The following is a 22,571-nucleotide window of genomic DNA, read 5'->3' on the forward strand; positions in this document are numbered from 1 at the left end:
ACCAGCGCCCGGCCAGCGGTGCGAGGTCGATACGTGAGATCTCCTGACAAAGTCTTGCCAGCTGGTCGTCGTGCCTGTCAACATCGAGCGCGCGGCCCGACGACGGGTCGCCAGCGAGAAGGGACCTGTCCATGAAGAAGAGGTTCGTGAGCGTCCTGCTCGGCGTCGGCCTGGCGCTCGGCGTCGCCGTCGTCCCCGTCGGCGCGGCGAGCGCGGCACCCGGGTTCTCGTGCCCGGCCGGCCGGCAGGTGGCGTTCAGCTCGGCGAAGCCGTTCTCCGTGCGCGTCTACGTCACCAACCCGGGAGTCGTGTACACCGCCCGGAAGATCGGCACGCAGTACAAGGTGAACACGGGGCTCGCGAGCATCGGCGAGTGGCACGTGGTCAGCAGCCAGGCGACCGTCAGCCCCACCTGCTCGGTCTGATCCTCCCGACGCGGGACGGGCGCGCCGCCCGCGCGCCCGCCCCGCGTGCCGAACCGTCCTCTGCGCGCCAGTCCTTCTCGTCGGGCCTGACGCTCAGGACTCGCAGAGCGTCGCGACGACCTGGCCCGTCCCCGGGTGGCCCGGGCTCCCGGCGTACCCGGGGTCGGTCCGCACCACGACGACCTTCTCGACCGTGCCCGTGGTCGTCGACCCCTTCTTCACCGGGTCGGCGGTGACGACGACCGCCATGAACGGCGGCACGGTCGCCGGCGGGTGCGAGCTGTTGCCCGGCCGCGACGTCCACGTCCCCCCGCACACGGGGGTCGCGCCGCCCGCACCGACGAAGCCCTTGAACGCTGCCGGGCCGCCTGCGTTGCGACCGGCCCACTGCGCGCCCCAGAAGTACACGTCGTCGCCGTCGGCGTGCGCCGCGTCCGCGCCGACCGCGTGGAAGCCGCCCACGGGCCACGACCACGGCTCGCACGCGTCGCCGGTCCCGTCGCCGTCCGAGTCGGTCTGCGCCGGGTCGGGGTAGGCGGGGCAGACGTCCTGGCCGTCGTCCACCCCGTCTCCGTCCGTGTCGGTCTCCTGGAACGTCACCAGCACCGTGCACGCGGCCTCCTGGCCGAGCGCCAGCGTGACGGTGCCGTCCGCCGCGCAGTCCCCGCCGACGGAGACCGCGTACCCCGCGGGCGCGGTCGCGGCGAGCGTCCGCGTCCCGGCCGCGGTGGTGACCTGCGAACCGCTCGTGACCGCGCCGCCGTCGAGGGTGAGCCCGACGTCGTCGACGACGGCCGTCCCGCCCTGGACGGTGACGGTCGCCGTGAGGACGGGCGCCACGTCGTCGACCGTGACGACGCACGTCACGTGGTCGCCGTACGCCAGGTCGAGCGGCGCCGTGCAGCCCTCGCGGGGGCTCTCCGCGTAGCCCGCCGGGACGGTCACGGGCGGGACGACGTACGTCCCCGGCGCGAGCTCGTGCGTGACGCCGGAACCCGTCCCCGAGGAGACGGCGACGACGGTGCCGTCCCGCGTCACCGAGACGGCGACGTCGGCGGGCGAGGCCGTCCCGCCGGCGTCGTTCACGACGCGCGTCACGACGGTCAGGCGCGGTCGCGCGACGACGGTGTCCGTGTCCGTGGCGGTGTTGTTGGCGGGCGTGAGGTCGCCTCCGTGCGCCCCGTCGTCCGTGGCCGTCGCGGTGACCGTGAGCTGGTCGCCGTGACCGCCGCCCGCGCGGACGGTCACCGTCCGGACCAGCTGGGCACCGGCCGCGAGGTCCGTCGTCGGGAAGGTCACGGTCCCGTCGGCAGCGGTGCCGCCGTCGGACGCGGCGACGAACGTCGCGCCCGCCGGGAGCTCGACGGTCACCGAGACGCCCGTCGCGTCCGCCTCGCCCGCGTTCGCGACCGTGACGGTGTGCTCCACCTGCTCGCCGGCCCCCACCTCGGTGCGGCCGTCGTCGACCGTGGTGACGAGGTCGGGCCGCTGCGTGATCTGCGTGACGCAGCCCGAGAGCAGCGCCTCGAGCACCGGCGTGGGGTTCGCGCCGAACGTCCCGATGTCGAACACGGCACCACCGCTCTCGATCGCGAGGTCCTGGTACCCCTGCGAGCCCGCACCGGGCGTGACGATCGAGTACAGGACCGCCCCGCGCGCGGCGAGGGCGGCCTGAGCGTCCGCGAGCGTCACGCCGAGGGCCTGCTGGACCGGCTCGTCCGCGACGAGGACGAGGCACACGCCCGCGTCCGGCCGCAGCCCGGCCGTCGGGCCGAGCGCGTCGACGATCGCGTTGACCCCCGGCTCGGTGCCCCCGCTCGTGGTGAGCGCCGCCGCGGCCGCCGACACCTCGTCGAGATTGTCCGTGGGCGGGACGTGCAGGTGCGGGAGGTACCCGTCGCGGCCCGGGAGGCTGTGGTCGGTGCCCGCCCCGAAGCCCCACAGGCCGATCTGGTGGTCGATGCCCGCCGCGAGCTGGTTCGAGATGGAGACGACGTTGTTGCGCACCGCTGCCTGGTACGTCCCCATCGACCCCGACTCGTCCACGAGGAAAACGACGTCGCCGGGCGGGCGCAGGTTGGTGGTCACCGCGTCGGTGTCGGTGGCCGCGCCGCGCACGCGGTCGCCGGCGAACGTCCCCGTCACCGAGCCCTCGGAGCCGGCGAGGGGCAGGGTCGCGCGCACGACGCCGTCCGCGTCGGTCGTCAGCGTGCGGGACTCCGCTCCGAGCGCGAGCGTCACCGGGACCCCGCCCAGGGGCGCCCACGACTCGCGGTCCCACAGCACCGCGCGCACGTCGACGTCGCCGCCTGCGGCGGTGCCCGGGACCGGGTGCACCGACAGGTACGTGCGGCGCAGGGCGACCGTCGCGGTCGTCGTGTCGGTCCGCGTCCCGCCGTCCTTGTCCGTCACGGTGAGCGTCGCGGTGTAGGTCCCGGCGGCGGTGTACGCGTGCGGCACGCGGACCGTGCTCGTCGAGCACGGCTGCACGTCGACGGTCGTGCCGTCCCCGAAGTCCCAGCGGCACGCGAGCGTCCCGCGGTCGCCGGTGCCGGGGTCGGTCGCGCTCGCGGCCGGCGTCCAGAGGGCGTCGACGAAGAGCGACGCGTTCGCTCCGGCGTCGGCCGTCGGCGGGGCGTTGGTCACGGTGACCGAGCGGGTCGTGCTCGCCCGCTGCCCGAAGGTGTCGGTGACGGCGAGGGTCACGTCGTACGTGCCGTCGTCGGGGAAGGAGTGGCTCGGGGCCACGGTCCCGGCGGTCGTCGTGCCGTCGCCCCAGCTCCACGTGCGGTCCACGACACCGCGGTCGGTCGTCGGGGTCGTGTCGCCGAACGCGGCGCCTGACCCCTCCGCGACGGTCACGGGCCCGATGGTCGCGACCGCGGGCGGACCGACGACGGTCTGGGGCAGGGTCGTGCCGGCCGTGCGGCCGGTCGCGTCGGTGACGGTGAGCGTCACGGGGTAGGTGCCCGGCGCCGCGAAGGTGTGCGTCGGGCTCGCCTCGGTCGAGGTCGCCCCGTCGCCGAAGTCCCACGCCCACGCGACGACGTCCCCGTCGGGGTCCTGGGAGGCGTCGCTGAAGGTGACCGTCGCGTCGCCGACCTGCCCGGTGAGGAGCCGCAGCTCGTCGACGGCGAGGTAGGCCGTCGTGCCCCAGCGGTCCTTGGCGTCGAGCCGCACGTACCGTGCGGCGACCGGGCGGTCGAGCTCGAAGGTCTGCAGCGTGGCGTCGTTCGCGACGCGGTCCCGGAGGACCGTCGTGAGGTCCGCCGGGTCGGTGCCGGTCGTCGAGACGGCGAGCTCGACGTCGCGCACGCGCGCGCCGGACGCCGCGGAGCGCAGCTCGACCGCGCTCACGAGGTAGTCGGCCCCGAGCCGGAGCGTCGCCCACTGGTCGGTGACCTGGCCGTTCGCGGTGCGCCAGGGGCGGGAGGCGTCCGGGTAGTCGACGTCCACCATCTCCTGCGGCGCGTACGTCGCGGACGCCTGGCTGGACGACCCGACGACGGTCGCGCCGTGGGCGAGCAGCGCGACGTCGGTGCGGCCGCCCGCCGGGAGCGGCTCGAACGACGCGACGGGCGGGCCCGACACGTCGACGCGCCGCGTGACGACCTCCGAGACCGCGCCGAGCGCGTCCGTGACGCGCAGCGCGACCGTCGCGTCGGCCGCGAACACGTGCTGCGGGGACTGCTCGGTGCTGTCGACGTCGAACGTCGTGCCGTCGTGGTCGAGGTCCCACTCCCAGGAGGCGATCCCGTCGGCGTCGGTCGAGGCGTCCGCGAGCAGGACGGTCGCGCCCACCTCGGGCTCGGCCGGCTCGACGGAGAACGCCGCCACCGGGCGGTCGGTGACGACCACCTCGCGGGTGACGCCGGCGCTCTCGCCGTCGTCGTCGGTGACGGTGAGCGTCACGGGGTGGGGGCCGGCCGTCGTCCACGTGTGCACGACCTCGCGGGTCGTCGCGTCGGGCGAGCCGTCCGCGTCGAGGTCCCACGCCCGGTCGCGCACCTCGCCGTCCGGGTCGGTCGAGGTGTCGGTCAGGGTGACCGCCTCGCCGAGGATCCCCGGCTGCGGGCCGACGTCGAACCCCGCCTCGGGCGGACCGGAGTCGCGCGTGCCCGGGTCGCAGTCGTCGTCGAGCCCGTTCCCCGGGACCTCCGGCGTGCCCGGGTGCACGGCGGCGTCGTCGTCGGCGCAGTCGGCGTTCGCGGTCCAGCCGTCACCGTCCGCGTCGGGGTGGGTGACGAGCACGGACCAGTGCGCGGTGCGCCGTGAGACGCCGTCGGACACGGTGACGCGCACGTCGCGCGCCGCCGGGTCGGCGGTCGTCGCCGTGACGGTGAACGTGCCGCCCGTCCCGGCCGGCTGCCCGTCGAGCTCCCACTGCGGCGTGAGCGTCTCGCCCGCCGGCCCCGTTCCGGTGGCGGTCAGCTCCACGGCGGAACCGAGCGGGACCTCGACCACACCCCCGTCGGGCGGCGGGGTGAGACCGCCGAGGGTCACGCCCGGGTCGGCCCTCGAGACCGAGAGCGTCGCGACGTCCACGCCGAGGCGACCGCCGCCGTCGGTCACCTGCACGGCCACGAGCCGGTCGCCCGTGCTCGTCGGCGTGAGGGTCGCCGTCGGGCCGGTCGCGTCGTCGAACGCCCCGTCGCCGTCGAGGTCCCACGCCGCCTGCGCGCAGTCCGCGCACGACGCCGTGACCTGCACCGGCGTACCGACCACGGCGGCGTACGGGCCGCCCGCGTCGACCACGGGGTAGGCGGGCACGCCGCGGACGGCAACCGCGGTCTCGAGCTCCGCGACGACCGGGTCCAGCGCGTCGGCGACGCCCACGAAGGCCGACGCCATCGACGTGTTGGCCGTGGCCTGCGCGTCGACGAGCTCCTGGAGCGAGGCGAACGGGTGCTCGAGCTCGACGTCCTCCACGAGCACCCGGTCCAGCTCGGCGATCTCGGTCGTCGAGAAGCCGGCGTTGCGCAGGTGGCGCAGCTCCTCGTCGGTCGGCCCGTCCGACGCGACGCGCTCCTGCAGGTCGCGGAGGTCCTGGACGGCGGCGTCGAGGTCCACGCCGCGCTCGTCCAGCATCGTGGTGAGCGCGGCTGCCGCGGCGTCCTGCTGCTCGAGGACGAGGGCGAGGTCGGCGGCGCGGGCCTGGACGTCCCGGGCGTGCATCAGCGCCGCGGCGACGTCGTCCTGCTCCGCGGCGCCCTGGTACTTCTCCATCGACGCGAGGTAGGCCTTCGTCAGCGTCTCGCCCTGCGCCGCGGTGTCGGCCCAGTCGGCGAGCGCGGTGCCGACCGGGTCGCCGGACGGCCAGTCGAACGTGGCGACGGGGCCGGGGAGGGCGGGGTCGACGAAGTCGGGGTCCGGCGGGTCGGCCGCGATGCCCTCGTAGTGTCGCGAGTGGTTGACGACCGTGCGCACGACCTCCATCTGCAGCCGCAGCGTGTCCTGGATGCTCACCGTGGGGCACCACGGGCTGACCGGCGACCCGCCCGGTGCCGCCGGCACGAGCGGGGTGCTGCACACGTAGGTCAGGTAGAACATCATGAAGCCCTTCATGTCGCGGACCATCGCCGACGACACGAGCTCGTACGTGCTGTACGCGGTGAAGAGCACGGTGTACGCCAGGGCGGCGTCGCGCCAGTGGTCCGCCTCGGCCGAGGCCGCGGACTTCATGGCGGCGATCGCGCCGCCGGGCAGGTCGGGCACGCTGCTCGGGATCGCGACGGAGAACGCCTCGCGCCGGATCGAGTCGGAGCCGTCGAAGACGCCGTTCTGGCACGTGTCCTCGACGACGTCGTACGTCCCCGTCCCGAGCGTGCCGCCGGGCGCGGTGATCGCGACCTGCTCGTCGATCACGGCGCTCCCGAGCAGGAAGCTCTGCACGGTGTTCGGCGTCCCGCTCACGTCGGACAGGGTGCTGCCGGGGCCCACGGAACCCGTCGGCACGACGTACAGGTCCGAGGTCGTCTCGATGAAGTCGCAGTCGCGGGTGAGGCCGCCCGTCTCGATGAGCACGACCTCGTTCGGGCCGTAGACGGCCTTGCCGAACTGGAACGTCGCGGCGTTCGCGGAGGCCGGCGCCGCCACGACGACCGAGCCCCCCACGGCGAGGACGGCGGCGAGGCCACCGGCGATCAGGGCGCGTGCGCTGCGCATGCAGGTCTCCCGTCGGTCTGCCGGCGGTCGCCGAGCGCCTTCATCCTGGGGGCAGCACCGCGGGGTGTCGAGGGTGAAGTTCCACGTCGTCGCAGGTCGGGGCGGTGCGTACCGCCGCCGCCGGTCGCCGTACGGCACCCTTACCAGGCGGTCGAGTTCGTCCTCGCGCACCCATGGGTCACACTGTTCGGGCCTGGTGTGGGGTACACGCCGGTGCCAAGTTCTGGCCGGCAGGGGATGTGATGAGCACGTTGCGGTGGACTGCGCTGGACGGGGACGCGTGGCGCGCGGCCTCGGAGGACCGCTCGTACACGGTCCGCCCCGAGGTGACCGACGGGACCTGGGTGCTCGAGACCGAGGACCGCACGTGGAACGAGCTGCCGACGCGCGAGGTCGCCCAGGAGGTCGCCCAGCACGCCCACGAGGTCCGCGCGAGCGACACCGCCTCCACGAGGTACCAGGTCGTCACCGCCGGGGGAGCCGTCCGCGGGGAGGTCTTCGGCGCCTCGGACGACGCCGCGGCGCTCGAGGTCCTGCGGTCCCGGCTGCGGGCGGGGAACCTTCCCCTCGCGCCGTTCCGGCTCGTCACCGACGACGGCCGCGTCGTCGGCGCCTGGCAGCGCGCGCACGAGGTCCGCCAGGCGTGACGGCCGCCTAGGAGCGCGTCGGACCGGCCGCGAGCGGCTCCACCACGGACCGCTCGCCCGGCACGCCCACGTCGCGCTCGACCGCGGCGCGACCCCGGTGCGGCCACTCCCGGAAGTCGCGGAACGCCGTCGGGAGTCCGCGCGCGACGGCGAGGTCCGGACCGTCCGTGACCTGCACGTGCACGTGCGGCTGCGTCGAGTTGCCCGAGTTCCCGCACTCGCCGAGGACCTGGCCCTCGGCGACCTCCTCGCCCGGACGCACGCGCAGCGACCCGAGCCGCAGGTGCACGAGCGCGACCCACGCGCGCCGCCCGGCCAGCGCCACGACGACGTGGTTCCCCGCGACCGCCTCCCGCCCCTGTCGCACGCGCCCCGCCTGGCCGACCGCGTAGGGGACCAGCGCCAACGGCGACCGCCGCGCCTCGTGGTCCGGCTCGCCGTCGTGCACGTGCACGACGACGCCCGCACCGGGCGCGAGGACCGGTCGCCCGAACGCGACGAACCGCTCCGGCGGCTCGGTCGCGAGCGCGGTCCGCCAGTCGCGGACGGGGCTCGTGCGGTGCCGCTCGTCGACGCCGACGAAGTCGATCGCGTACCGCATGCCGTAGAGCTCGACCCCGTGGCTGGGCACGCGCCGCGCGGGGCTGTTCTGGACGAGCCACCGCCCGGTGAACGGCAGCGAGAGGACGACGGGCTCGGGCACACGCACCTCCGGGGTCGGGCGACTGGACCCACCGTACGCAGGCCGATGAGTCGCGGGCACCGGTCCGGTCGGACCACGGGTGGGCCCGCGCACGAGCACGGGCCGTCGAGACGGAGGGAGCGGACGGCATGGGCATCGTGACCACGAGTGCGAGCGTGTCGCTGGACGGGTTCATCGCGGGACCGCAGGGCACCGGCTTCGAGCACCTCTTCGCCTGGTACGACGGCGGCGACCAGGAGTTCCCGAGCGCGAACCCGGACGTGCACTTCCACCTGTCCCCGGCCGACCACCGTTATCTCAGCACCGTGATGCCGCAGATCGGGGTCCTCGTCGTGGGCCGGCGGCTGTTCGACATGACCGACGGCTGGGGAGGGACGCACCCGCTCGACAAGCCCGTCGTCGTGCTCACGCACACCGTCCCGCAGGAGTGGGTCGACGCGCATCCCGGCGCACCGTTCCGGTTCGTCACGACGGGGATCGAGGACGCCGTCGCGGCGGGGCACGAGCTCGCCGGCGGTCTCGACGTCGCGGTCAACGCGGGCGAGATGGCGAGCCAGGCGCTCGCGGCCAGTCTCCTCGACGAGGTCGTGCTCGACCTGGTACCCGTCCTGCTGGGCGACGGCGTGCGGTTCTTCGACGCGATCGGTCCGGCCCCGTACGTGCTCGACGGCCCGGAGATCTCGACGGGCGAACGCGTGACCCACCTGCGCTTCCGGCTCCGCCCCGCGTCCGACGACGCCGGTCCTGCCTGACGGCGTACGGCTCGGCACCTCGTGCGCTCGTCGGCGGCTGCAGACGCCGGGGGAGAGCACGAGGTGCCGAACGGTGCGCGGGCTACCGAACCGTCAGGACGGCGAGGCGACGGCTCAGAGGTCGAGCGGACGCAGCACGGCCGTGATCCCGTGCGCGATCTGCACGTTGCCCTTGTTCAGGTCGAGCTTGCTCGCCACGAGGAACGGGTTGAGGTCGTTCCGGTCCTGGTCCACGAGCCGGACGAGCGCGAGCTTCTTGCTCAGGACGTCGACGCGGAAGGTGCCGCCCTGGGCGGTGGTGAGCGCCGCGTCGTCGGAGGCGAGCGCGGTGCGGGCGTCGATCGTCGCGCCCGGGACCACGTGGTAGAGGAGCACCTGCTCGACGGCGTCGATGCCGACGGCCCCCGCGATCGCCGTCAGCGTCCCGCTCTCGGTCCGCTGCCACCGGTGCGTGAGGTCGAACGCGAGGAGCTGGAAGGCGCGGTCGTTCGGCAGGAACGCGGTGAGCGGGACGGTCCCGTCGGCGAGGACGGCGACCGGGCTGTCCGGCTTCGCGGCGAGCACGGCGGCGACCGCCTGGTCGACGATGTCGAAGTCCGACCAGTTCCGGTCGAACGTGTCGCCGTCGGCCGCGAGGACGGCGGCCAGGCTGGTGGTGCCGGGTGCGGCGGAGGCCGAGGTCGCGGCGACCGCGACGCCCGTCGAGGCGAGCAGGACCGCCGTCATGGCGGCGGTGGTGCGGCGGAGCGTGCGTCGGAGGTTCATCGTCGAGTCCCTTCGTCGGAGCACGGCGGCCCGGGAGCCGCCGGACGTCGTGTCGACGTCCACCTGCTCTTCCCCCAGGACGGTCCCCACGGATGCACCGGACGGCGACGAGGTCCGCCTGAGGTGCCTCACCCCGGGACGGTCGTGCCACCGAGGTGTGCCTGAGTCCCGGCGTCGCCGGTCGTGCGCGATCGCCCGATGCGGCCGCCGCGGCCTCAGGACGAGCGTGGGTCGCACGGCCGGGACGGACGTCGCCCGGCGTGCACGGAAGGACGAGCCATGACGTGGAGCACGAGCACGACCACGACCCGGGCGACCCGGACGAGGACCACGCGGGAGGCGGCAGCGACCCGGCCCACCGGGACGACCCGGAGGACCCGCCCGGTCGGCGGCCGCACGACGCGCGCCGCCGTCGGCGGGGCGGTCGCCCTCGCGGCAGGCCTCGGGCTCGCGGCGTGCGTCGCGGACCCCGTGGTGCACGTCCGCTCGGTCGCGGACGTCACCTACCCCGGGCTCCCGGCGGAGGGAGGTGAGCTCCGCCCGGCCGTCGACCCCGAGGAGCACGGCGTCGGGTTCGCCCGCGGCGGGGAGCCGGAGACGGTGAACGTCGTGACCGTCGGGTCGAGCTCGTGCCCGCTCACGCCCGTCGACGTCGAGTGGGACCCGGCCGAGCGCACCCTCGCCTTCACGTTCGGCCGGCGCCCGGCCACCGACACGCGGCCCTGCACGATCGACGTCGAGCCCAGCACGAGCGTCGTGCACGTCGACGGGCTGCCGGCGGACGAGCCCGTCACGGTGCTCACCAGCACGCGCGAGATCGTGCTGCCGCCGACGCGCTAGGCCAGGTCTCCCGACGTCCGCCGGGCGGACCGGTCGCGGGACGCCCGCTCGCCCGCGTGCTCCGTCGGGAGCCGCCCGGTGGTCAGAACTGCCGGCCCGCGACGTCGACCCGGGTGGCGGCGGCGAGGTGGCGCGACAGGCGGGAGGGGGCGGGACGGGGGCGGCCGGGGCCTCCATCAGCCGTTCCGGCGGTGTGCTCGGGTCCGCCAGGTAGAGCGGGGTGTACGCCGCCGACTCCGGCTCGAACCGCCACGCGTCGGCCAGGGTCCCGGCGTCCACGGTGAGGAACCCCAGCCGGTCGATCAGTGCTGCGGCCTCGGCCTTCGCCGTGTCGTCGTCGCCGGCGATCGGCAGGGCGGTGCGGTCGTCGGCGCCGGACGGGCGGGCCAGGCGCGGACGTGCGGGGCGACGATGTTGCTGAACGCCTTGACCAGGCGCGCTGCCGGGAAGTGCTCCTGGACCAGGCTCGCCGCAGGTGACGTCGCCGTCGTCGAGGCGCGGGACACGTCCGTCGCGGGACGGGTAGTAGTTCGTGGTGTCCAGCACGACCTTGCCGTCGAGCAGGTGCGGGTCCAGCGTCTCGACCGCCGTCAGCGGGACCGAGAGCACGACGTGGTCACCGGCTGCTGCGGCCTGCTCCACGGTCCCGGCGGTGGCGAGAGGGCCGAGCTCGTCCATCAGGCCCGTGAGGGTCTGCGGGCCGCGCGAGTTGGCGACCACGACGGGGATGCCCGCCGCGACGGCGAGCCGGGCGACCGCCGATCCGATGCTCCCGCTGCCGATGATCCCCAGGGTGCTCATACGACCACCGTATGCCGCCGACCGGAGCAGCGACGAGCCGCCGCCTTGTCCAAGGCATCGACAGGTGTCAACATAGACACATGTCGATACAGGCGCCCTCGCTCCTGCACGCCGAGTCCCATGCGATCGGCACCGAGGTCGCCGTCGCCGTCGCGACCACGCTCAAGGCCCTCGCCGAGCCGCTCCGGCTGCGGATGCTGTCCTTCATCGCGACCTCCCCGGCCGGGGAGGCGTGCGTGTGCGACCTGGCTGCCCTGACGGACGTGTCTCAGCCGACGGTGTCGCACCACCTCAAGGTGCTGCGCGACGTCGGGGTGCTGACCTCCGAGCGGCGCGGCACCTGGGTCTGGTACCGCATCACCCCTGGCTACAAGGGCGCGGTCTCCACCCTGCTCGAGTCCTTCGCCCCGGCCGCGCTCGAGGCGCTGGTCGCCCCGCACGAGCCACGGGTCTGGAGGACGTCGACGCCGCGCTCGACCGCCTGGCCGCCGACCTCGCCACCCGCCACCCGAACGTCGGCCCCGAGGTGGTGCTGCGTACCGTGCGCGAGTCCTACACGGCCCTGGCCCGCTCGGCCACGGTCTCGGCGCACCTGCTGACCCTCACGGACCGGTTCGCCCGCCAACGCCTCGCGGACCTGTCCCGCGAGGCCGACGCTCGACCGCAGGTGCTCTTCGTGTGCGTCGCCAATGCCGGCCGGTCTCAGCTCGCGGCCGCCCTGGTCCGCCGCTACGCCGGGGACCGCGTCGTCGTCCGCTCCGCGGGCTCGACGCCGGCCGCGGACGTGCACCCCGCGGTGCGCCCCGAGCTCACCGCGCTCGGCACCACCGACGGCGAGGCGTTCCCCAAGCCGTTGACCGACGACGCGGTCCGCGCCGCGGACGTCGTGATCACCATGGGCTGCGGCGACGTCTGCCCGGTCCTTCCCGACAAGCGGTACGAGGACTGGCTCGTGGGCGACCCCGCCCTGGCCTCCCCGGCCGGGGTCGCCGCGATCCGCGTCGAGCTCGACACCCGCGTCCGCGCCCTCCTCATCGACCTGCTGCCCGACCTCACCCACACCGACCGGTGACCCGCCCGCCCACCAGGAGAACCCCATGACCGAGACCACCACCGCGAAGCCGTCCGCACTGTTCGTCTGCGTGCACAACGCCGGCCGCTCCCAGATGGCCGCCGGGTACCTGCGCGCGCTGTCCGGCGGCGCCGTCGACGTCCGCTCGGCCGGGTCGGCGCCCGCCGAGCAGATCAACCCCGTCGCGGTCGAGGCGATGCTCGAGGAGGGCATCGACCTCCGTGCCGAGCAGCCCAAGGTCCTCACCACGGACGCCGTGCAGGCGTCCGACGTCGTGATCACGATGGGCTGCGGCGACGCCTGCCCGATCTTCCCCGGCAAGCGCTACGAGGACTGGGCCCTGGCCGACCCGGCCGGGCAGGGCATCGAGTCCGTGCGCCCCATCCGCGACGAGATCCGCACCCGCGTGCTCACCCTGCTCGACGAGCTCGGCGTGACGCCCGTGCAGGTGGCCACCGCCTGACACTGCCCGTACCACGACGTCGGCCGGGACCCTGCCCAGGGTCCCGGCCGACGCGCGTGTCAGGTCAGCGTCTTCTGCATCACGCTCGTGCCGAGCCAGCGGTCGTACGGGCTCACGCGTCCAGACCGTCGCTCGAACGCCCGTGCGCGACACCCGAGCCGAATCCGACACCCGCCGGCGCCCCGACACCGAGTGCGACGAGCTGCGGCTCGGCCGGTGCCGTGCCGCAGCACGAGCCGCCGGCGGCCTCGCCGTCGGCGGCCAGGGCCAGGTCGCTCGAGCAGACACCGGTGGCGGGCAGGTCCAGCTCGACCGCGTCGGCCGCCGCCCGGTCCCCGGCCAGCGCCGCGGCGATCGAGCGCACCTGCTCGTACCCCGTCGCGAGGAGGAACGTCGGGGCACGCCCGTAGGACTTCATGCCGGCGAGGTAGAACCCGTCGTCGGGGTGGGAGAGGACCTGCTCGCCGTGCGGCGGGACCGTGCCGCACGAGTGCTGGTTCGGGTCGATGAGGGGAGCCAGCGCCGTGGGCGCCTCGACGACCGGGTCGAGGTCGAGACGCACCTCGCGCAGCATGTCGAGGTCGGGGCGGAACCCGGTCGCGTCGACGATCTGGTGCACGTCGAGGTTCAGGGCGCCGTCGCGCGCGGTGCCCAGCACCTGGACGGCGTCCGGGCCCGGGACGAGGCGCTCGATCGAGACCCGCGTGAGAAGGGTCAGGCGCCCCGCCTCGACGGCGGAGCGCAGGCGCGTGCCGAGCAGCCCGCGCGCCGGGAGCTCGTCGTCGGTCCCGCCGCCGAACAGGCGCCGGGCCGAGCCGCCGCGGATCGCCCACGTGACCGTCGTGCCGGGCTCGGTCTCGGAGAGCTCGACGAGGCTCAGCAGCGTGTTCGCGGCCGAGTGGCCCATCCCCACCACGAGCGTGTCCCGGCCGGCGAACCGGTCGCGCTGCGCGCCCAGGACGTCCGGCAGCGGACCCGTCACGAAGCGGGCCGACTCGGCCTCGCCCGCGGCCGGCAGCCCCGAGACGCCCAGCGGGTTCGACGTCCCGAAGGTGCCCGACGCGTCGATCACGGCGCGGGCCAGGACGTCCTGCACGCGCCCGTCCGGACCGACCGTGCGCACCCGGTAGCCCTGCCGCTCGCGGCCGAGCGACCGGGTCTTGTCCGCGCCGTCGCGCGCCACCGCCAGCACGCGGGTCCCCGTGCGCAGGCGCGACGCGATGGCCGGGGTCGCCGCCAGCGGCGCCAGGTACCGCCCGACGAGCTCGCCACCGGTCGGCAGCACGTCCGGGTCCGGCTCCACCCATCCGGTCGGCTCGAGGAGCCGACGGGCCGCGGCGTCGACGTCGTACCGCCACGGCGAGAACAGGCGCACATGGCCCCACGACGCCACCGCCGCTCCCGGTCCGGCCCCCGCCTCGAGCACGACCGGCTCCAGACCGCGTTCCAGCAGGTGGGCCGCCGCCGCCAGCCCGACCGGGCCCCCGCCGATCACCACGACCGGCAGCTCCGCACGCTCCACGCTCATCGCACACTCTCCTCGCATCGACGAACTTCGATCAAACCGAGGCCAACGTATCCATGATTGTCGATGCGTGGCAAGATGGGGGCCATGACGACGACAGTGGAGCTGACGCCCGCCCCGCCGACAGCACCGGCCGCGGCGGGGTGCTGCGCGCCCCTCGTCCGGGAGGCCGCGGACCCCGAGGTCGCGCGCGACATCGCCCGCGTGTTCAAGGCGCTGGGCGACCCCACGAGGGTCCAGCTCCTGTCGATCGTCGCCGCTCACGACGGAGGGGAGGCGTGCGTCTGCGACCTCACCGGTCCTGTCGGCCTGGCGCAGCCGACCGTCAGCCACCACCTGAAGATCCTCGTCGAGGCGGGGCTGCTCACCCGCGAGCAGCGCGGGCGCTGGGCGTACTACTCGCTGGTGCCGGGCGCCCTGACGGCCCTGGCCGCCGTGCTCACGGAGACCGCCCGGGGGTGAGCGAGGCCGGCGCCGCGCCTAGCGGGCCGCAGGCCCGGGGGTGCAGCAGCCGTCGTGGCACCCGTCGTCGTCGTCGGTGGTGTCGCTGGTGGTGAGGAGCGCGCCGACGGGTGTGCAGCACGCGTCGCCGCGCCAGGCCTCGACGCCCTCGCGCACCGCGAACGCCGCGATCACGAGCGCGGCGAGCGGGTCCGCCCAGGTCCAGCCGAGCGTCGCGTTGAGCACCAGCCCGACGAGCAGGACGGCCGACAGGTAGGTGCAGATCAGCGTCTGCCTCGAGTCGGCCACGGCGGACGCGGAGCCGAGCTCGCGCCCGGTGCGCCTCTCGAACCACGAGAGGAACGGCATGACGGCCAGGCTGACGGCGGCGAGAAGGATGCCGGCCGGGGAGTGGTCCGGCTCGGCGGCGCCGAGGAGGGTGCGGACGGCGTCGACGCTGACGAAGGCCGCGAGACCGAAGAACGACACGGCGATCACGCGCAGCGCGACGCGTTCGCGGGAGTGCGGGTCCGGGGCGGCGAACTGCCAGGCGACCGCGGCGGCGGAGAGCACCTCGACGACGGAGTCGAGGCCGAACCCGACGAGCGCCGCTGACGAGGCCACGCGCCCCGCGGTGATCGCGACGACCGCCTCGACGACGTTGTACGCGATGGTCGCGGCGACGACCCGGCGGACCCGCCGCTCGAGGACGGACCGGCGTGCAGGGGAGAGGGGGCGCGGCCCGAGCGAGACCGAGGTCATGAGCAGGTGCACCCCTCGGGCGCGCAGCACGCCGGGTCGACGGCCACCACGAGGCGCAGGAGGTCGTCGAGCGCGGGGGCGAGGTGGGCGTCCGCGAGCCGGTACCAGGTGCGACGCCCGTCGGGGATCGCCTCGACGAGGCCGCAGCCGCGCAGGCACGCGAGCTGGTTGGACATGACCTGGCGTGAGACGCCGAGCGCGTCGGCCAGGTCCGACGGGTAGGCCGGCGCCTCCCGCAGGGTGAGCAGGATCCGCGTCCGGGTCTCGTCCGACAGCGCGTACCCGAGGCGTGCGAGCGCGGCGGTGTGGGTCAGGGTGACGGCTTCGGCCATGGCGTCGACGATACACGGAACGCTGTACCGTCACCAGGCTCCGATGCGGTGGATGCAACTGAGGGGTTGCGCCTGACGGTGATGTCGTGCAACTCTGTAGTTGCATTGCCTGGAGCGAACAGGGTCCCGATCACGTACCGAGAGGAGCACGACCATGACCACGACCAACGAGCCGGCCGTCGTCGACCAGGAGACGTTCACGGTGAGTCGCACGGTGCACATCCGTGCGTCCGTGGACCGCGTCTGGGCGGCCCTCACGCACGAGGACCTCATCAGCCAGTGGTTCGGCCAGCGGGCCACGCTGCCGGACCTCCGCGTCGGCGGGGAGGGCGTCTTCGGCTGGGACGGCGAGGCCGACGCTCCCGTCCGCATCGAGGAGTACGACGAGCCGGCCGTGTTCGCGCTGCGCTGGAGCGCTCCGGCCGGTCAGCCGCTGACCGACGAGAACTCGACCGTCGCACGCTTCACGCTCGTGCCCGACGGCGACTCGACCGTGCTCAGCGTCGTCGAGACCGGGTTCGAGCACCTCGCGGACGCGCGCGCGGCGCTCGAGGACCACCGCCAGGGCTGGACGAGCGAGCTCGACGAGCTGGTCGCGCTGGTGGAGGGGGCGACCGTCCCCCCGGCGGGCGCGCCGGCGTGAGCGCGCCGGACCCGGCGGCAACGCTCACGCCCGTCTTCGCCGCCCTCGCCGACGACACGCGCTGGCGCATCCTCACGGAGCTGGGCGGCGCCGAGCTCTCGGCGTCGGCGCTCGCGGAGATGCTCCCCGTGAGCCGGCAGGCGATCGCCAAGCACCTCACGGTGCTCGCGGACGCCGGCCTCGTCGAGGCCACCCGGGCCGGGCGCGAGGTCCGGTACCGGGCGCTCGGCGCCCGCCTCACCGAGACCGCGCGTGCGCTCGACGCGATCGGCGCCGGGTGGGACCGACGCCTTGCGGCCATCCGCCGCATCGCGGAGTCCTCGCCCTGACGGTCACCGCCAGATCGACCCGTCCGCCGCGACGTCGACCCCCAGAGGGTCGACGCCGCGACGGACGGGCCGATCTCGCGTGCGGCCGGCGGGTCCGTCAGCGCAGGCCGCGGACGAACGTGCGCAGGTCGTCGACCAGGAGCTGCGGTTCCTCGAGCGCAGCGAAATGACCGCCGCGGTCGACGTCCGTCCACCGGACGACGGTGTTGCTCTCCTCGACGTATCGGCGGATCGCGACGTCGTGGGCGAGGTTGAGCACGGCGAGCGGCACGTCCGTCCGTTCCTTCGTCGTGCCCCACGCCGTGTCCTGCGCGTAGACCGTGAGCGCGGCCGACCCGGCCGTCCGTGTGAACCAGTACAGCGAGACGTTCGCGAGCAGCACGTCGCGGTCGATCACGTCGAGCACGGGAGCGTCGACGGGCCACGTCCACGCCTGGAACTTGTCGGCGATCCAGGCGAGCTGGGCCACCGGGCTGTCGGTGAGCATCGTCCCGACGAGCCCCGGTCGCGTTCCCTGGACCGCGATGTAGCCCATCTGCGACCACGAGAACGCCTCGATGTCGGCGACCGCCCGGCGCTCGCGGTCCGTGAGCGCCGCCTCGACGTCGGCGGGGAGCGGCAGCTCGGGGATCTGGCCGGTCGTCCCGTTGACGTGCACCCCGATGACCCGACCCGGAGCGACCCGGGCGATCTCCGGCGAGATCCCGGCCCCGGCGTCGCCGCCCTGGGCGACGAAGTGCTGGTAGCCGAGCCGGTCCATGACCTCGGCGAACGCGCGGGCGATGCGCGCCTCGTCCCAGCCTCCGTCCGCGAGAGGGCTCGAGAAGCCGAAGCCCGGGATCGACGGGACGACGACGTGGAAGGCGTCCGCAGGATCCCCACCGTGCTCCTGCGGTTCCGTGAGCGGGCCGATGAGGTCGAGGAGCTCGACGAACGACCCCGGCCAGCCGTGCGTCAGGACGAGAGGGGTCGCGTCCTCGTGGCTCGACCGCACGTGCAGCACGTGGAGGCGCTGGCCGTCGACCTCGGTGAGGACCTGGGGGAGCGCGTTGACGCGGTCCTCGAAGGCGCGCCAGTCGAACTCGTCACGCCAGTAGGCGACGGTCTCGCGCAGCCACGCGTCGGGGACGCCGCGCGACCAGTCCTCGGCGCCGGCCGTGCGCGCGCCGCCGGTGCCCCCACGTCGCCGCGGGCAGCTGGTCGGCGAACCGCGTGGCGGCCAGCCGGGAGCGCAGGTCGTCGATCGCGGCCTGCGGGATCTCGATGCGGAACGGGGTGGTCTCGGAGGTGGTCATACGACCAGCGTCCCGCTCGAGGCGGTCAGGTCGTGGCCTCTTCTCGGGCGGGAGCGAAGGCTGGAGCGCGGGCGACCTACACGTCGAGCGGGCCGCGCACGACCGAGTCGCCCGAGTGCGCGGGGTCGCCGTCGAAGTGCTCCTCCGAGACGTCGACCAGCGGGAAGTCCGCGAGGTCCAGCCCGTCGGGGAGGTCGAACCGTCCCTCGCTGCCCTCCAGGACGCCGAGGCTCACGAGCCCGCTCACGTCCTCCGCGAGGAGCCACACCTCGCGGAACGTGCCGTCGGGTGCCGGGGCGTCGAGCGAGACGACCACCTGGCGCCGACCGTCGGCCGACTCCTCGACCCGTGCCTCACCGCTCGCGTCGTCCCAGCCGGGCAGCGGGGCGAGCTCGGCGGTCGCGACGGTCGTCTCGACCGGGGTGACCTCGCGCCGCTCCCACCAGACGCCGCCCGCGACGCCGACGACGAGCGCGAGGCACGCGGCCGCGGCGACGGGCAGCCACGCACGGCGCCTCCGCCCTGCGAGCGGCGTCACGGTCGCGAGGTCGCCCGCGCCGGTCGTGCCGCCCGTGCCGCTGCCCGACCGCTCGGCCGGAGCGACACCGGCCGGTGCCGGTGCCGGTGCCGGCGTCGAGGGCGTCGAGGAGGCGCCGAGCCCGAGCTCCGCCTGGATGCGGTCCCAGACGTCCGGCCCGGGCGCGACGAGGTCGGGACCACCGGCCCGTGCGTCGTCGACCACCGAGCGCAGGCCGTCGACCTCGGTGGCGCAGCCCGGGCACGTGCCGAGGTGGGCGCGCGCGGCGTCGTCGAGCACGTCCTCGCCGAGCGCGAGGAGCGCGAGGGTCTCGTCATCGATGTGCTGCACCGTCCACCTCCATTCGGTCGCGCAGCCGGATCAGGCTCCGTCGTACGTGGCTCTTGACCGTACCGAGCGGCAGGTCGAGCTCCTCGGCGATCTGCACGTGCGTCAGGTCACGGAAGAACGCGAGCTCCAGGATCGTCCGCCCCGGGTCTCCGAGCCGTCTGAGCTCGTCGGCGACGAGCACGCGGTCGGCGACCCGGCGCACGTCGTCCTCCGTCGTCTCAGGGTTCGGAGCCGACGCCGCGACGGCTTGCTCGGAGCGCCGGGCCCGGGACCGCGCCTCGTGCGCGTCGGCGACGCTGTGCCGCGTGATGCCGACGAGCCAGGCGGGGAGCCGCGCGCGGTCCGGGTCGAACCGGTGCCTCCCGCGCCACGCCCCGACGAAGACCTGCTGCGTCACGTCCTCGGCGTCGGCCCGGTTCCCGAGCGACCGCAGCGCGATGGTGTGCACCAGCGTCGACCACCGGCGGTACGCCTCGGCGAGCGCCTCCTCGTCGCCGTCGGCGAACCGCCGGCCGAGGAGGGCGACGTCGGCGTCGTCGACCGCGGTGTCGGGGGAGCTCAGCTCGGGTCCTCCGTGCTCGGGGGCCGTCCTCGTCGTCGCCGGCCGTGTGCGTGTGGGGCGATCGTAGCCCGTCACGCACCGCCCGTCCGCTCTGCGGTGACGACGACGTTCGCGGTGTACGAGCGTCGCTCGCGGTCCCACTCACCACCGCAGGTGACGAGCACGAGCCGGGGCGGGCCTTCGCGGTCGAAGACCGTGTCGATCGGGAGGTCCGCCTTCGCGACGTCCTCCACGCCGGTCACTGTGTAGGTGTAGGTGCTGCCCGTCGCGTCGAGGACGTCGACGGTCGTGCCGGCCGCGACGTCGGCCAGCCGTGCGAACGGTCCTGCTCCGGCGAGGTCGTCCACGTGCGCGGCGACGACGACGGCCCCCGCGGGGCTCGCGGGCCCCGGACCGAACCGGTACCACGCCGCCGAGCGGGCGTCGTCGGGCAGGGCCATCTGTCCCTCGCCGTCGACGCCCGCCGGTTCCACGGCCATGTCCAGGCCGATCGACGGCACGACGACCCGGGTCGCCGCCGGTGGTGCCGCCCCCGCCTGGTCCCGCGCGGGACGGACGGGGACGTCGGGCACGGGGCCCGACGTCGCCGCGTCCGTCCCGGCGGTGCTCCCGCCCGGGGCGGGCCGGGCGGGAGCCTCCGCCGCCGGGACGTGACCTCCGGCGGCGGTCTCGTCGGGGGGGGGGGGAGCCCCCGCCGGGGAGGAGGACGGCGCCCACGGCGACGGACGCGGGCGCCGTCGCGTGGCGGGGCGTCACACCGGGCGGTGGTCGCGCGGCGTCGTGGGGACGGCCTCGTGGGCCCGCTCTCCACGCATCGACCGCGTGAGCATGACGCCCGCCATGACGAGGAGCAGGCCGAAGAGGCTCGCACCGAACGCGATGGCGACCGTGGTGAACACGGAGGACGTCGACGGCTCCGCCGCGAGACCGGTCTGCCCGCCCGGGACGCCGGACGGCGCGGAGTGCAGGCCCTCGACGGTCTGCGTGGCGAGGGCGAGGTTGCCCGCGTCGAGGCTGCCCCACGCGTAGGCGATGGTGTTGACGCCTTCGGCGACGGTGACGTCGACCGGGCCGAGCACCGGCTCGGTGGTCCCGGCCGCGGCGATGGCCGCGGACACGGTGCTCGCCGGGAGGTTCAGCACGGACTCGTCGGGGTTCTCCAGCCCGGAGACCACGGCGGTGCCGCCCGCGAGGACGTCGACGGCCGGCGCGGCGGCGATGTGCCGGACGGTGAGCCGGCCCTCGCCCGCCGCGGTCGGGGACGTGTCGTTCGTGAACAGGGTCGCGGTGGGCTCCCCGGCGGCGTCGAGGTGCGCTGCGGCGGTGTAGTTCCCGCCCGCCTCGAGGGGCAGGTCGACCGGCCCGATCACGGGTGCGCTCGTGTCCGTCGCGTCCGGGGCGGTGATCGCCACGCTGTACGTGCCGGCGGGCAGGTCGAGCGGCCCGGCGAGGTCCCCCGGCTGGAAGTCGTCGAGCGTGAGCTCGTCGTTGACCCAGACGTCGACGGGCGTGTCCGGGACGCCGTGCAGGACGGAGAGCTTGGCGTTCTCCGCGGTGTCGGCCGAGGCCGGGGCGGCGAACGCGCCGAGGGCGACGAGTCCGACGGCGCCCGCGAGCGCGGCGCTGCGTCGTGCGGTGCGGTGCATGGTGTCCTCCAGGTGGCGGGCCCGGCGCTGCTGCCGGGCGCGAGTGCTGCTGACACCACTACTTCCCCTGGAAGGGCAGGTTCGGATGCACCGGTCGTGGACCGGATGTCGCCGTGGCCACCAGCCGGTCCGTGGTGGCGGCCGCGCGTGCCCGTACCGGGCGCCAGGTCGAGACGAGGGCGAGCGCGAGCAGGACCACCGCGAGGTCGCCGCCGTAGTACATGATCTCCGCTCCCGTCTGCCGGTCCCCGGCCGGGCCCGGCACGACGACGAACGCCCCCGCGTACAGCAGCTGGGCGAGCACGGCGTGCCCCGCGATCGCGACGCCCAGCACGACCAGCCGCGCGGGGACCGGCGGTCGGTGCGGGGCCGGGTCCGGGCCGGCCAGCGCGAAGGCGAACAGGTAGCCCGCTGCCAGGAAGTGCAGGTGGACGAGGTGGTGCAGCGTCGGGTCCTGCGTCGTCACCGCGTAGAGCGGCGTCAGGTAGAGCGCGTACAGGGTGCCGACGCTGAGCAGGAGGGCGGTCACGGGGTGCGCGAGGACCTGCACGGGACGACGGCGCAGCAGCCGTCCGACGCGACGCCCGGCACGCGGGCTCACGGACCGCAGGAGGAGCGTCACCGGTGCCCCGAGCACCAGGGCGAGCGGCGCGTACATGCCGACGAGCAGGTGCCGGTACATGTGGTCCGCGAACGAGCCCCCGGGCAGCGGCGACAGCGCCGGCACGAGAGCGGCCGCGAGCAGCACCACGCCACCGAGGAAGCTCGCGGTGCGCCACGGGCTCCACCCGCGCGGGTCGGCGTGCTGGCGCAGCGCGAGGACGAGGTACGCCCACGCGACGACCCCGAGCACGGCGAGGACGAGCAGCGACTCCCCGTCGAGTCCGACCCCCGTACCGCCGCCGTGCCCGCCGTGGCCCGTCACGGCTCGACGGGCCGGCCCGTGCGCTGCAGCAGCCAGCCCCCGAGCACGAGCAGGGCCCCGAGGACGAGGAACGCGACGTCGGCGAGCGTCTGGTACCGGCCGCTGACGACGTGGTGGATGGCGAGCACGTGGTGGTCGATGACGCCCTCGACGAGGTTGAACAGCCCCCAGCCGACGAGCACCCAGCCCCACAGCGTGCGCGACGCCCAGACCCGCCCGCGCGCCTCGGTGACGCGCGAGTACAGCAGGCCCAGGCCGACGAGCACCGCGACCCAGGTCACGGTGTGGAAGAGCCCGTCCCAGAGGGTGTTCATCTGCAGGCCGTGGACGGTCGTCGGCGGATAGCTGCCGACGTCGATGTTCGCCGTGCCCGCGCTCGAGAGCATGTGGTGCCACTGGAGGATCTGGTGCAGCAGGATGCCGTCCACGAAACCGCCGAGCCCGACACCCAGCACGATGCCGGGCAGGGCGATGCTGGGCGGGTCGGCCGTCGTGCGGCGGGCGGTGAGGGCGCTCGTGCTGGTGCTCATGGCAGGCCTCCTCGGGAGGGAGGTGGCACGGGGCTTCTTCCCGTGGACGAGCCACGCTACGCGGGCCGGCCGCGCTCGCC

Annotated in this window: 22 protein-coding genes and 2 pseudogenes; 9 read left to right on the forward strand and 15 right to left on the reverse strand. The window is 74.9% G+C overall.

The window, feature by feature from the left end:
* Nucleotides 1-131 precede the first annotated feature (131 nt).
* Nucleotides 132-425, forward strand: coding sequence for a hypothetical protein (locus tag ACWPWV_RS07505; protein WP_454042298.1), 294 nt, complete (start codon nt 132-134; stop codon nt 423-425).
* Between the two features lie 93 nt (nt 426-518).
* On the opposite strand, the gene ACWPWV_RS07510 is transcribed toward ACWPWV_RS07505, so the two are convergent.
* On the reverse strand, nt 519-6,590 hold the full coding sequence (locus ACWPWV_RS07510; RefSeq protein WP_454042299.1) for a PKD domain-containing protein: 6,072 nt from the start codon (nt 6,588-6,590) through the stop codon (nt 519-521).
* A 242-nt stretch (nt 6,591-6,832) separates the two neighbouring features.
* On the opposite strand from ACWPWV_RS07510, the gene ACWPWV_RS07515 reads away from it, so the two are divergent.
* Nucleotides 6,833-7,237 carry a hypothetical protein gene (locus ACWPWV_RS07515; protein WP_454042300.1) on the forward strand — a complete coding sequence of 135 codons (405 nt, stop codon included), beginning with the start codon at nt 6,833-6,835 and terminating at the stop codon, nt 7,235-7,237.
* Between the two features lie 7 nt (nt 7,238-7,244).
* On the opposite strand, the gene ACWPWV_RS07520 is transcribed toward ACWPWV_RS07515, so the two are convergent.
* Nucleotides 7,245-7,940, reverse strand: a complete 696-nt coding sequence (locus tag ACWPWV_RS07520) for a M23 family metallopeptidase (protein WP_454042301.1) — start codon at nt 7,938-7,940, stop codon at nt 7,245-7,247.
* A 128-nt stretch (nt 7,941-8,068) separates the two neighbouring features.
* Between ACWPWV_RS07520 and ACWPWV_RS07525 the strand changes: the two genes are divergently transcribed.
* On the forward strand, nt 8,069-8,692 hold the full coding sequence (locus ACWPWV_RS07525) for a dihydrofolate reductase family protein (RefSeq protein WP_454042302.1): 624 nt from the start codon (nt 8,069-8,071) through the stop codon (nt 8,690-8,692).
* 114 nt (nt 8,693-8,806) lie between these two features.
* Here ACWPWV_RS07525 and ACWPWV_RS07530 read toward each other — a convergent pair whose 3' ends face one another.
* On the reverse strand, nt 8,807-9,457 hold the full coding sequence (locus ACWPWV_RS07530) for a fasciclin domain-containing protein (protein ID WP_454042835.1): 651 nt from the start codon (nt 9,455-9,457) through the stop codon (nt 8,807-8,809).
* A gap of 279 nt (nt 9,458-9,736) precedes the next feature.
* On the opposite strand from ACWPWV_RS07530, the gene ACWPWV_RS07535 reads away from it, so the two are divergent.
* Nucleotides 9,737-10,297 carry a hypothetical protein gene (locus ACWPWV_RS07535; protein WP_454042851.1) on the forward strand — a complete coding sequence of 187 codons (561 nt, stop codon included), beginning with the start codon at nt 9,737-9,739 and terminating at the stop codon, nt 10,295-10,297.
* A gap of 585 nt (nt 10,298-10,882) precedes the next feature.
* Here the strand turns inward: ACWPWV_RS07535 and ACWPWV_RS07540 are convergent.
* Nucleotides 10,883-11,098 (reverse strand): annotated as a pseudogene (locus ACWPWV_RS07540) (NAD(P)-binding domain-containing protein); the annotation flags it as partial.
* An 80-nt stretch (nt 11,099-11,178) separates the two neighbouring features.
* Between ACWPWV_RS07540 and ACWPWV_RS07545 the strand changes: the two are divergent.
* Together ACWPWV_RS07545 and ACWPWV_RS07550 are read left to right on the forward strand one after the other, a co-directional pair.
* Nucleotides 11,179-12,170 (forward strand): annotated as a pseudogene (locus tag ACWPWV_RS07545) (metalloregulator ArsR/SmtB family transcription factor).
* Between the two features lie 25 nt (nt 12,171-12,195).
* Nucleotides 12,196-12,633 (forward strand): arsenate reductase ArsC, encoded by a 438-nt coding sequence (locus ACWPWV_RS07550; protein ID WP_454042303.1) that lies wholly within the window; start codon nt 12,196-12,198, stop codon nt 12,631-12,633.
* A gap of 112 nt (nt 12,634-12,745) precedes the next feature.
* On the opposite strand, the gene ACWPWV_RS07555 is transcribed toward ACWPWV_RS07550, so the two are convergent.
* On the reverse strand, nt 12,746-14,161 hold the full coding sequence (locus ACWPWV_RS07555) for an FAD-dependent oxidoreductase (protein ID WP_454042304.1): 1,416 nt from the start codon (nt 14,159-14,161) through the stop codon (nt 12,746-12,748).
* Nucleotides 14,162-14,224: 63 nt separating this feature from the next.
* Here ACWPWV_RS07555 and ACWPWV_RS07560 point away from each other — a divergent pair, with 63 nt between their 5' ends.
* Complete coding sequence (locus ACWPWV_RS07560; RefSeq protein ID WP_454042305.1) at nt 14,225-14,620, forward strand: ArsR/SmtB family transcription factor; 396 nt, start codon at nt 14,225-14,227, stop codon at nt 14,618-14,620.
* Between the two features lie 18 nt (nt 14,621-14,638).
* On the opposite strand, the gene ACWPWV_RS07565 is transcribed toward ACWPWV_RS07560, so the two are convergent.
* Entirely contained in the window at nt 14,639-15,361 is a 723-nt protein-coding gene (locus tag ACWPWV_RS07565) for a cation diffusion facilitator family transporter (protein WP_454042306.1), read from the reverse strand.
* Nucleotides 15,358-15,693 carry an ArsR/SmtB family transcription factor gene (locus tag ACWPWV_RS07570; protein WP_454042307.1) on the reverse strand — a complete coding sequence of 112 codons (336 nt, stop codon included), beginning with the start codon at nt 15,691-15,693 and terminating at the stop codon, nt 15,358-15,360. Before ACWPWV_RS07570 ends, ACWPWV_RS07565 begins: the two co-directional genes overlap by 4 nt.
* A 154-nt stretch (nt 15,694-15,847) precedes the next feature.
* Between ACWPWV_RS07570 and ACWPWV_RS07575 the strand changes: the two genes are divergently transcribed.
* Together ACWPWV_RS07575 and ACWPWV_RS07580 are read left to right on the forward strand one after the other, a co-directional pair.
* Nucleotides 15,848-16,336, forward strand: coding sequence for an SRPBCC domain-containing protein (locus ACWPWV_RS07575; protein ID WP_454042308.1), 489 nt, complete (start codon nt 15,848-15,850; stop codon nt 16,334-16,336).
* The gene (locus tag ACWPWV_RS07580) at nt 16,333-16,665 is read left to right on the forward strand and encodes an ArsR/SmtB family transcription factor (protein ID WP_454042309.1); all 333 of its coding nucleotides are present in this window, start codon (nt 16,333-16,335) and stop codon (nt 16,663-16,665) included. The genes ACWPWV_RS07575 and ACWPWV_RS07580 overlap by 4 nt, the downstream gene beginning before the upstream one ends.
* Nucleotides 16,666-16,762: 97 nt before the next feature.
* Here ACWPWV_RS07580 and ACWPWV_RS07585 read toward each other — a convergent pair whose 3' ends face one another.
* The 8 genes from ACWPWV_RS07585 to ACWPWV_RS07620 all read right to left on the reverse strand — a co-directional run bounded on the left by ACWPWV_RS07585 (nt 16,763) and on the right by ACWPWV_RS07620 (nt 22,491).
* Nucleotides 16,763-17,779 carry an epoxide hydrolase gene (locus ACWPWV_RS07585; protein ID WP_454042836.1) on the reverse strand — a complete coding sequence of 339 codons (1,017 nt, stop codon included), beginning with the start codon at nt 17,777-17,779 and terminating at the stop codon, nt 16,763-16,765.
* Entirely contained in the window at nt 17,751-17,960 is a 210-nt protein-coding gene (locus ACWPWV_RS07590) for an epoxide hydrolase N-terminal domain-containing protein (protein WP_454042310.1), read from the reverse strand. The genes ACWPWV_RS07585 and ACWPWV_RS07590 overlap by 29 nt, the downstream gene beginning before the upstream one ends.
* Before the next feature lie 76 nt (nt 17,961-18,036).
* Complete coding sequence (locus ACWPWV_RS07595; protein WP_454042311.1) at nt 18,037-18,828, reverse strand: anti-sigma factor; 792 nt, start codon at nt 18,826-18,828, stop codon at nt 18,037-18,039.
* Nucleotides 18,812-19,465: an RNA polymerase sigma factor gene (locus ACWPWV_RS07600; RefSeq protein ID WP_454042312.1), complete on the reverse strand. Its 654-nt coding sequence runs from the start codon at nt 19,463-19,465 to the stop codon at nt 18,812-18,814. Before ACWPWV_RS07600 ends, ACWPWV_RS07595 begins: the two co-directional genes overlap by 17 nt.
* Complete coding sequence (locus tag ACWPWV_RS07605) at nt 19,462-19,962, reverse strand: class F sortase (protein ID WP_454042313.1); 501 nt, start codon at nt 19,960-19,962, stop codon at nt 19,462-19,464. Before ACWPWV_RS07605 ends, ACWPWV_RS07600 begins: the two co-directional genes overlap by 4 nt.
* Nucleotides 19,963-20,142: 180 nt before the next feature.
* Nucleotides 20,143-21,036 carry a DUF4397 domain-containing protein gene (locus ACWPWV_RS07610; protein WP_454042314.1) on the reverse strand — a complete coding sequence of 298 codons (894 nt, stop codon included), beginning with the start codon at nt 21,034-21,036 and terminating at the stop codon, nt 20,143-20,145.
* 58 nt (nt 21,037-21,094) lie between these two features.
* Nucleotides 21,095-21,961 (reverse strand): cytochrome c oxidase assembly protein, encoded by an 867-nt coding sequence (locus ACWPWV_RS07615; protein WP_454042315.1) that lies wholly within the window; start codon nt 21,959-21,961, stop codon nt 21,095-21,097.
* On the reverse strand, nt 21,958-22,491 hold the full coding sequence (locus ACWPWV_RS07620; RefSeq protein ID WP_454042316.1) for a DUF2243 domain-containing protein: 534 nt from the start codon (nt 22,489-22,491) through the stop codon (nt 21,958-21,960). The genes ACWPWV_RS07615 and ACWPWV_RS07620 overlap by 4 nt, the downstream gene beginning before the upstream one ends.
* Nucleotides 22,492-22,571: the final 80 nt, after the last annotated feature.

The sequence above is a fragment of the Cellulosimicrobium sp. Marseille-Q8652 genome (assembly GCF_965112045.1).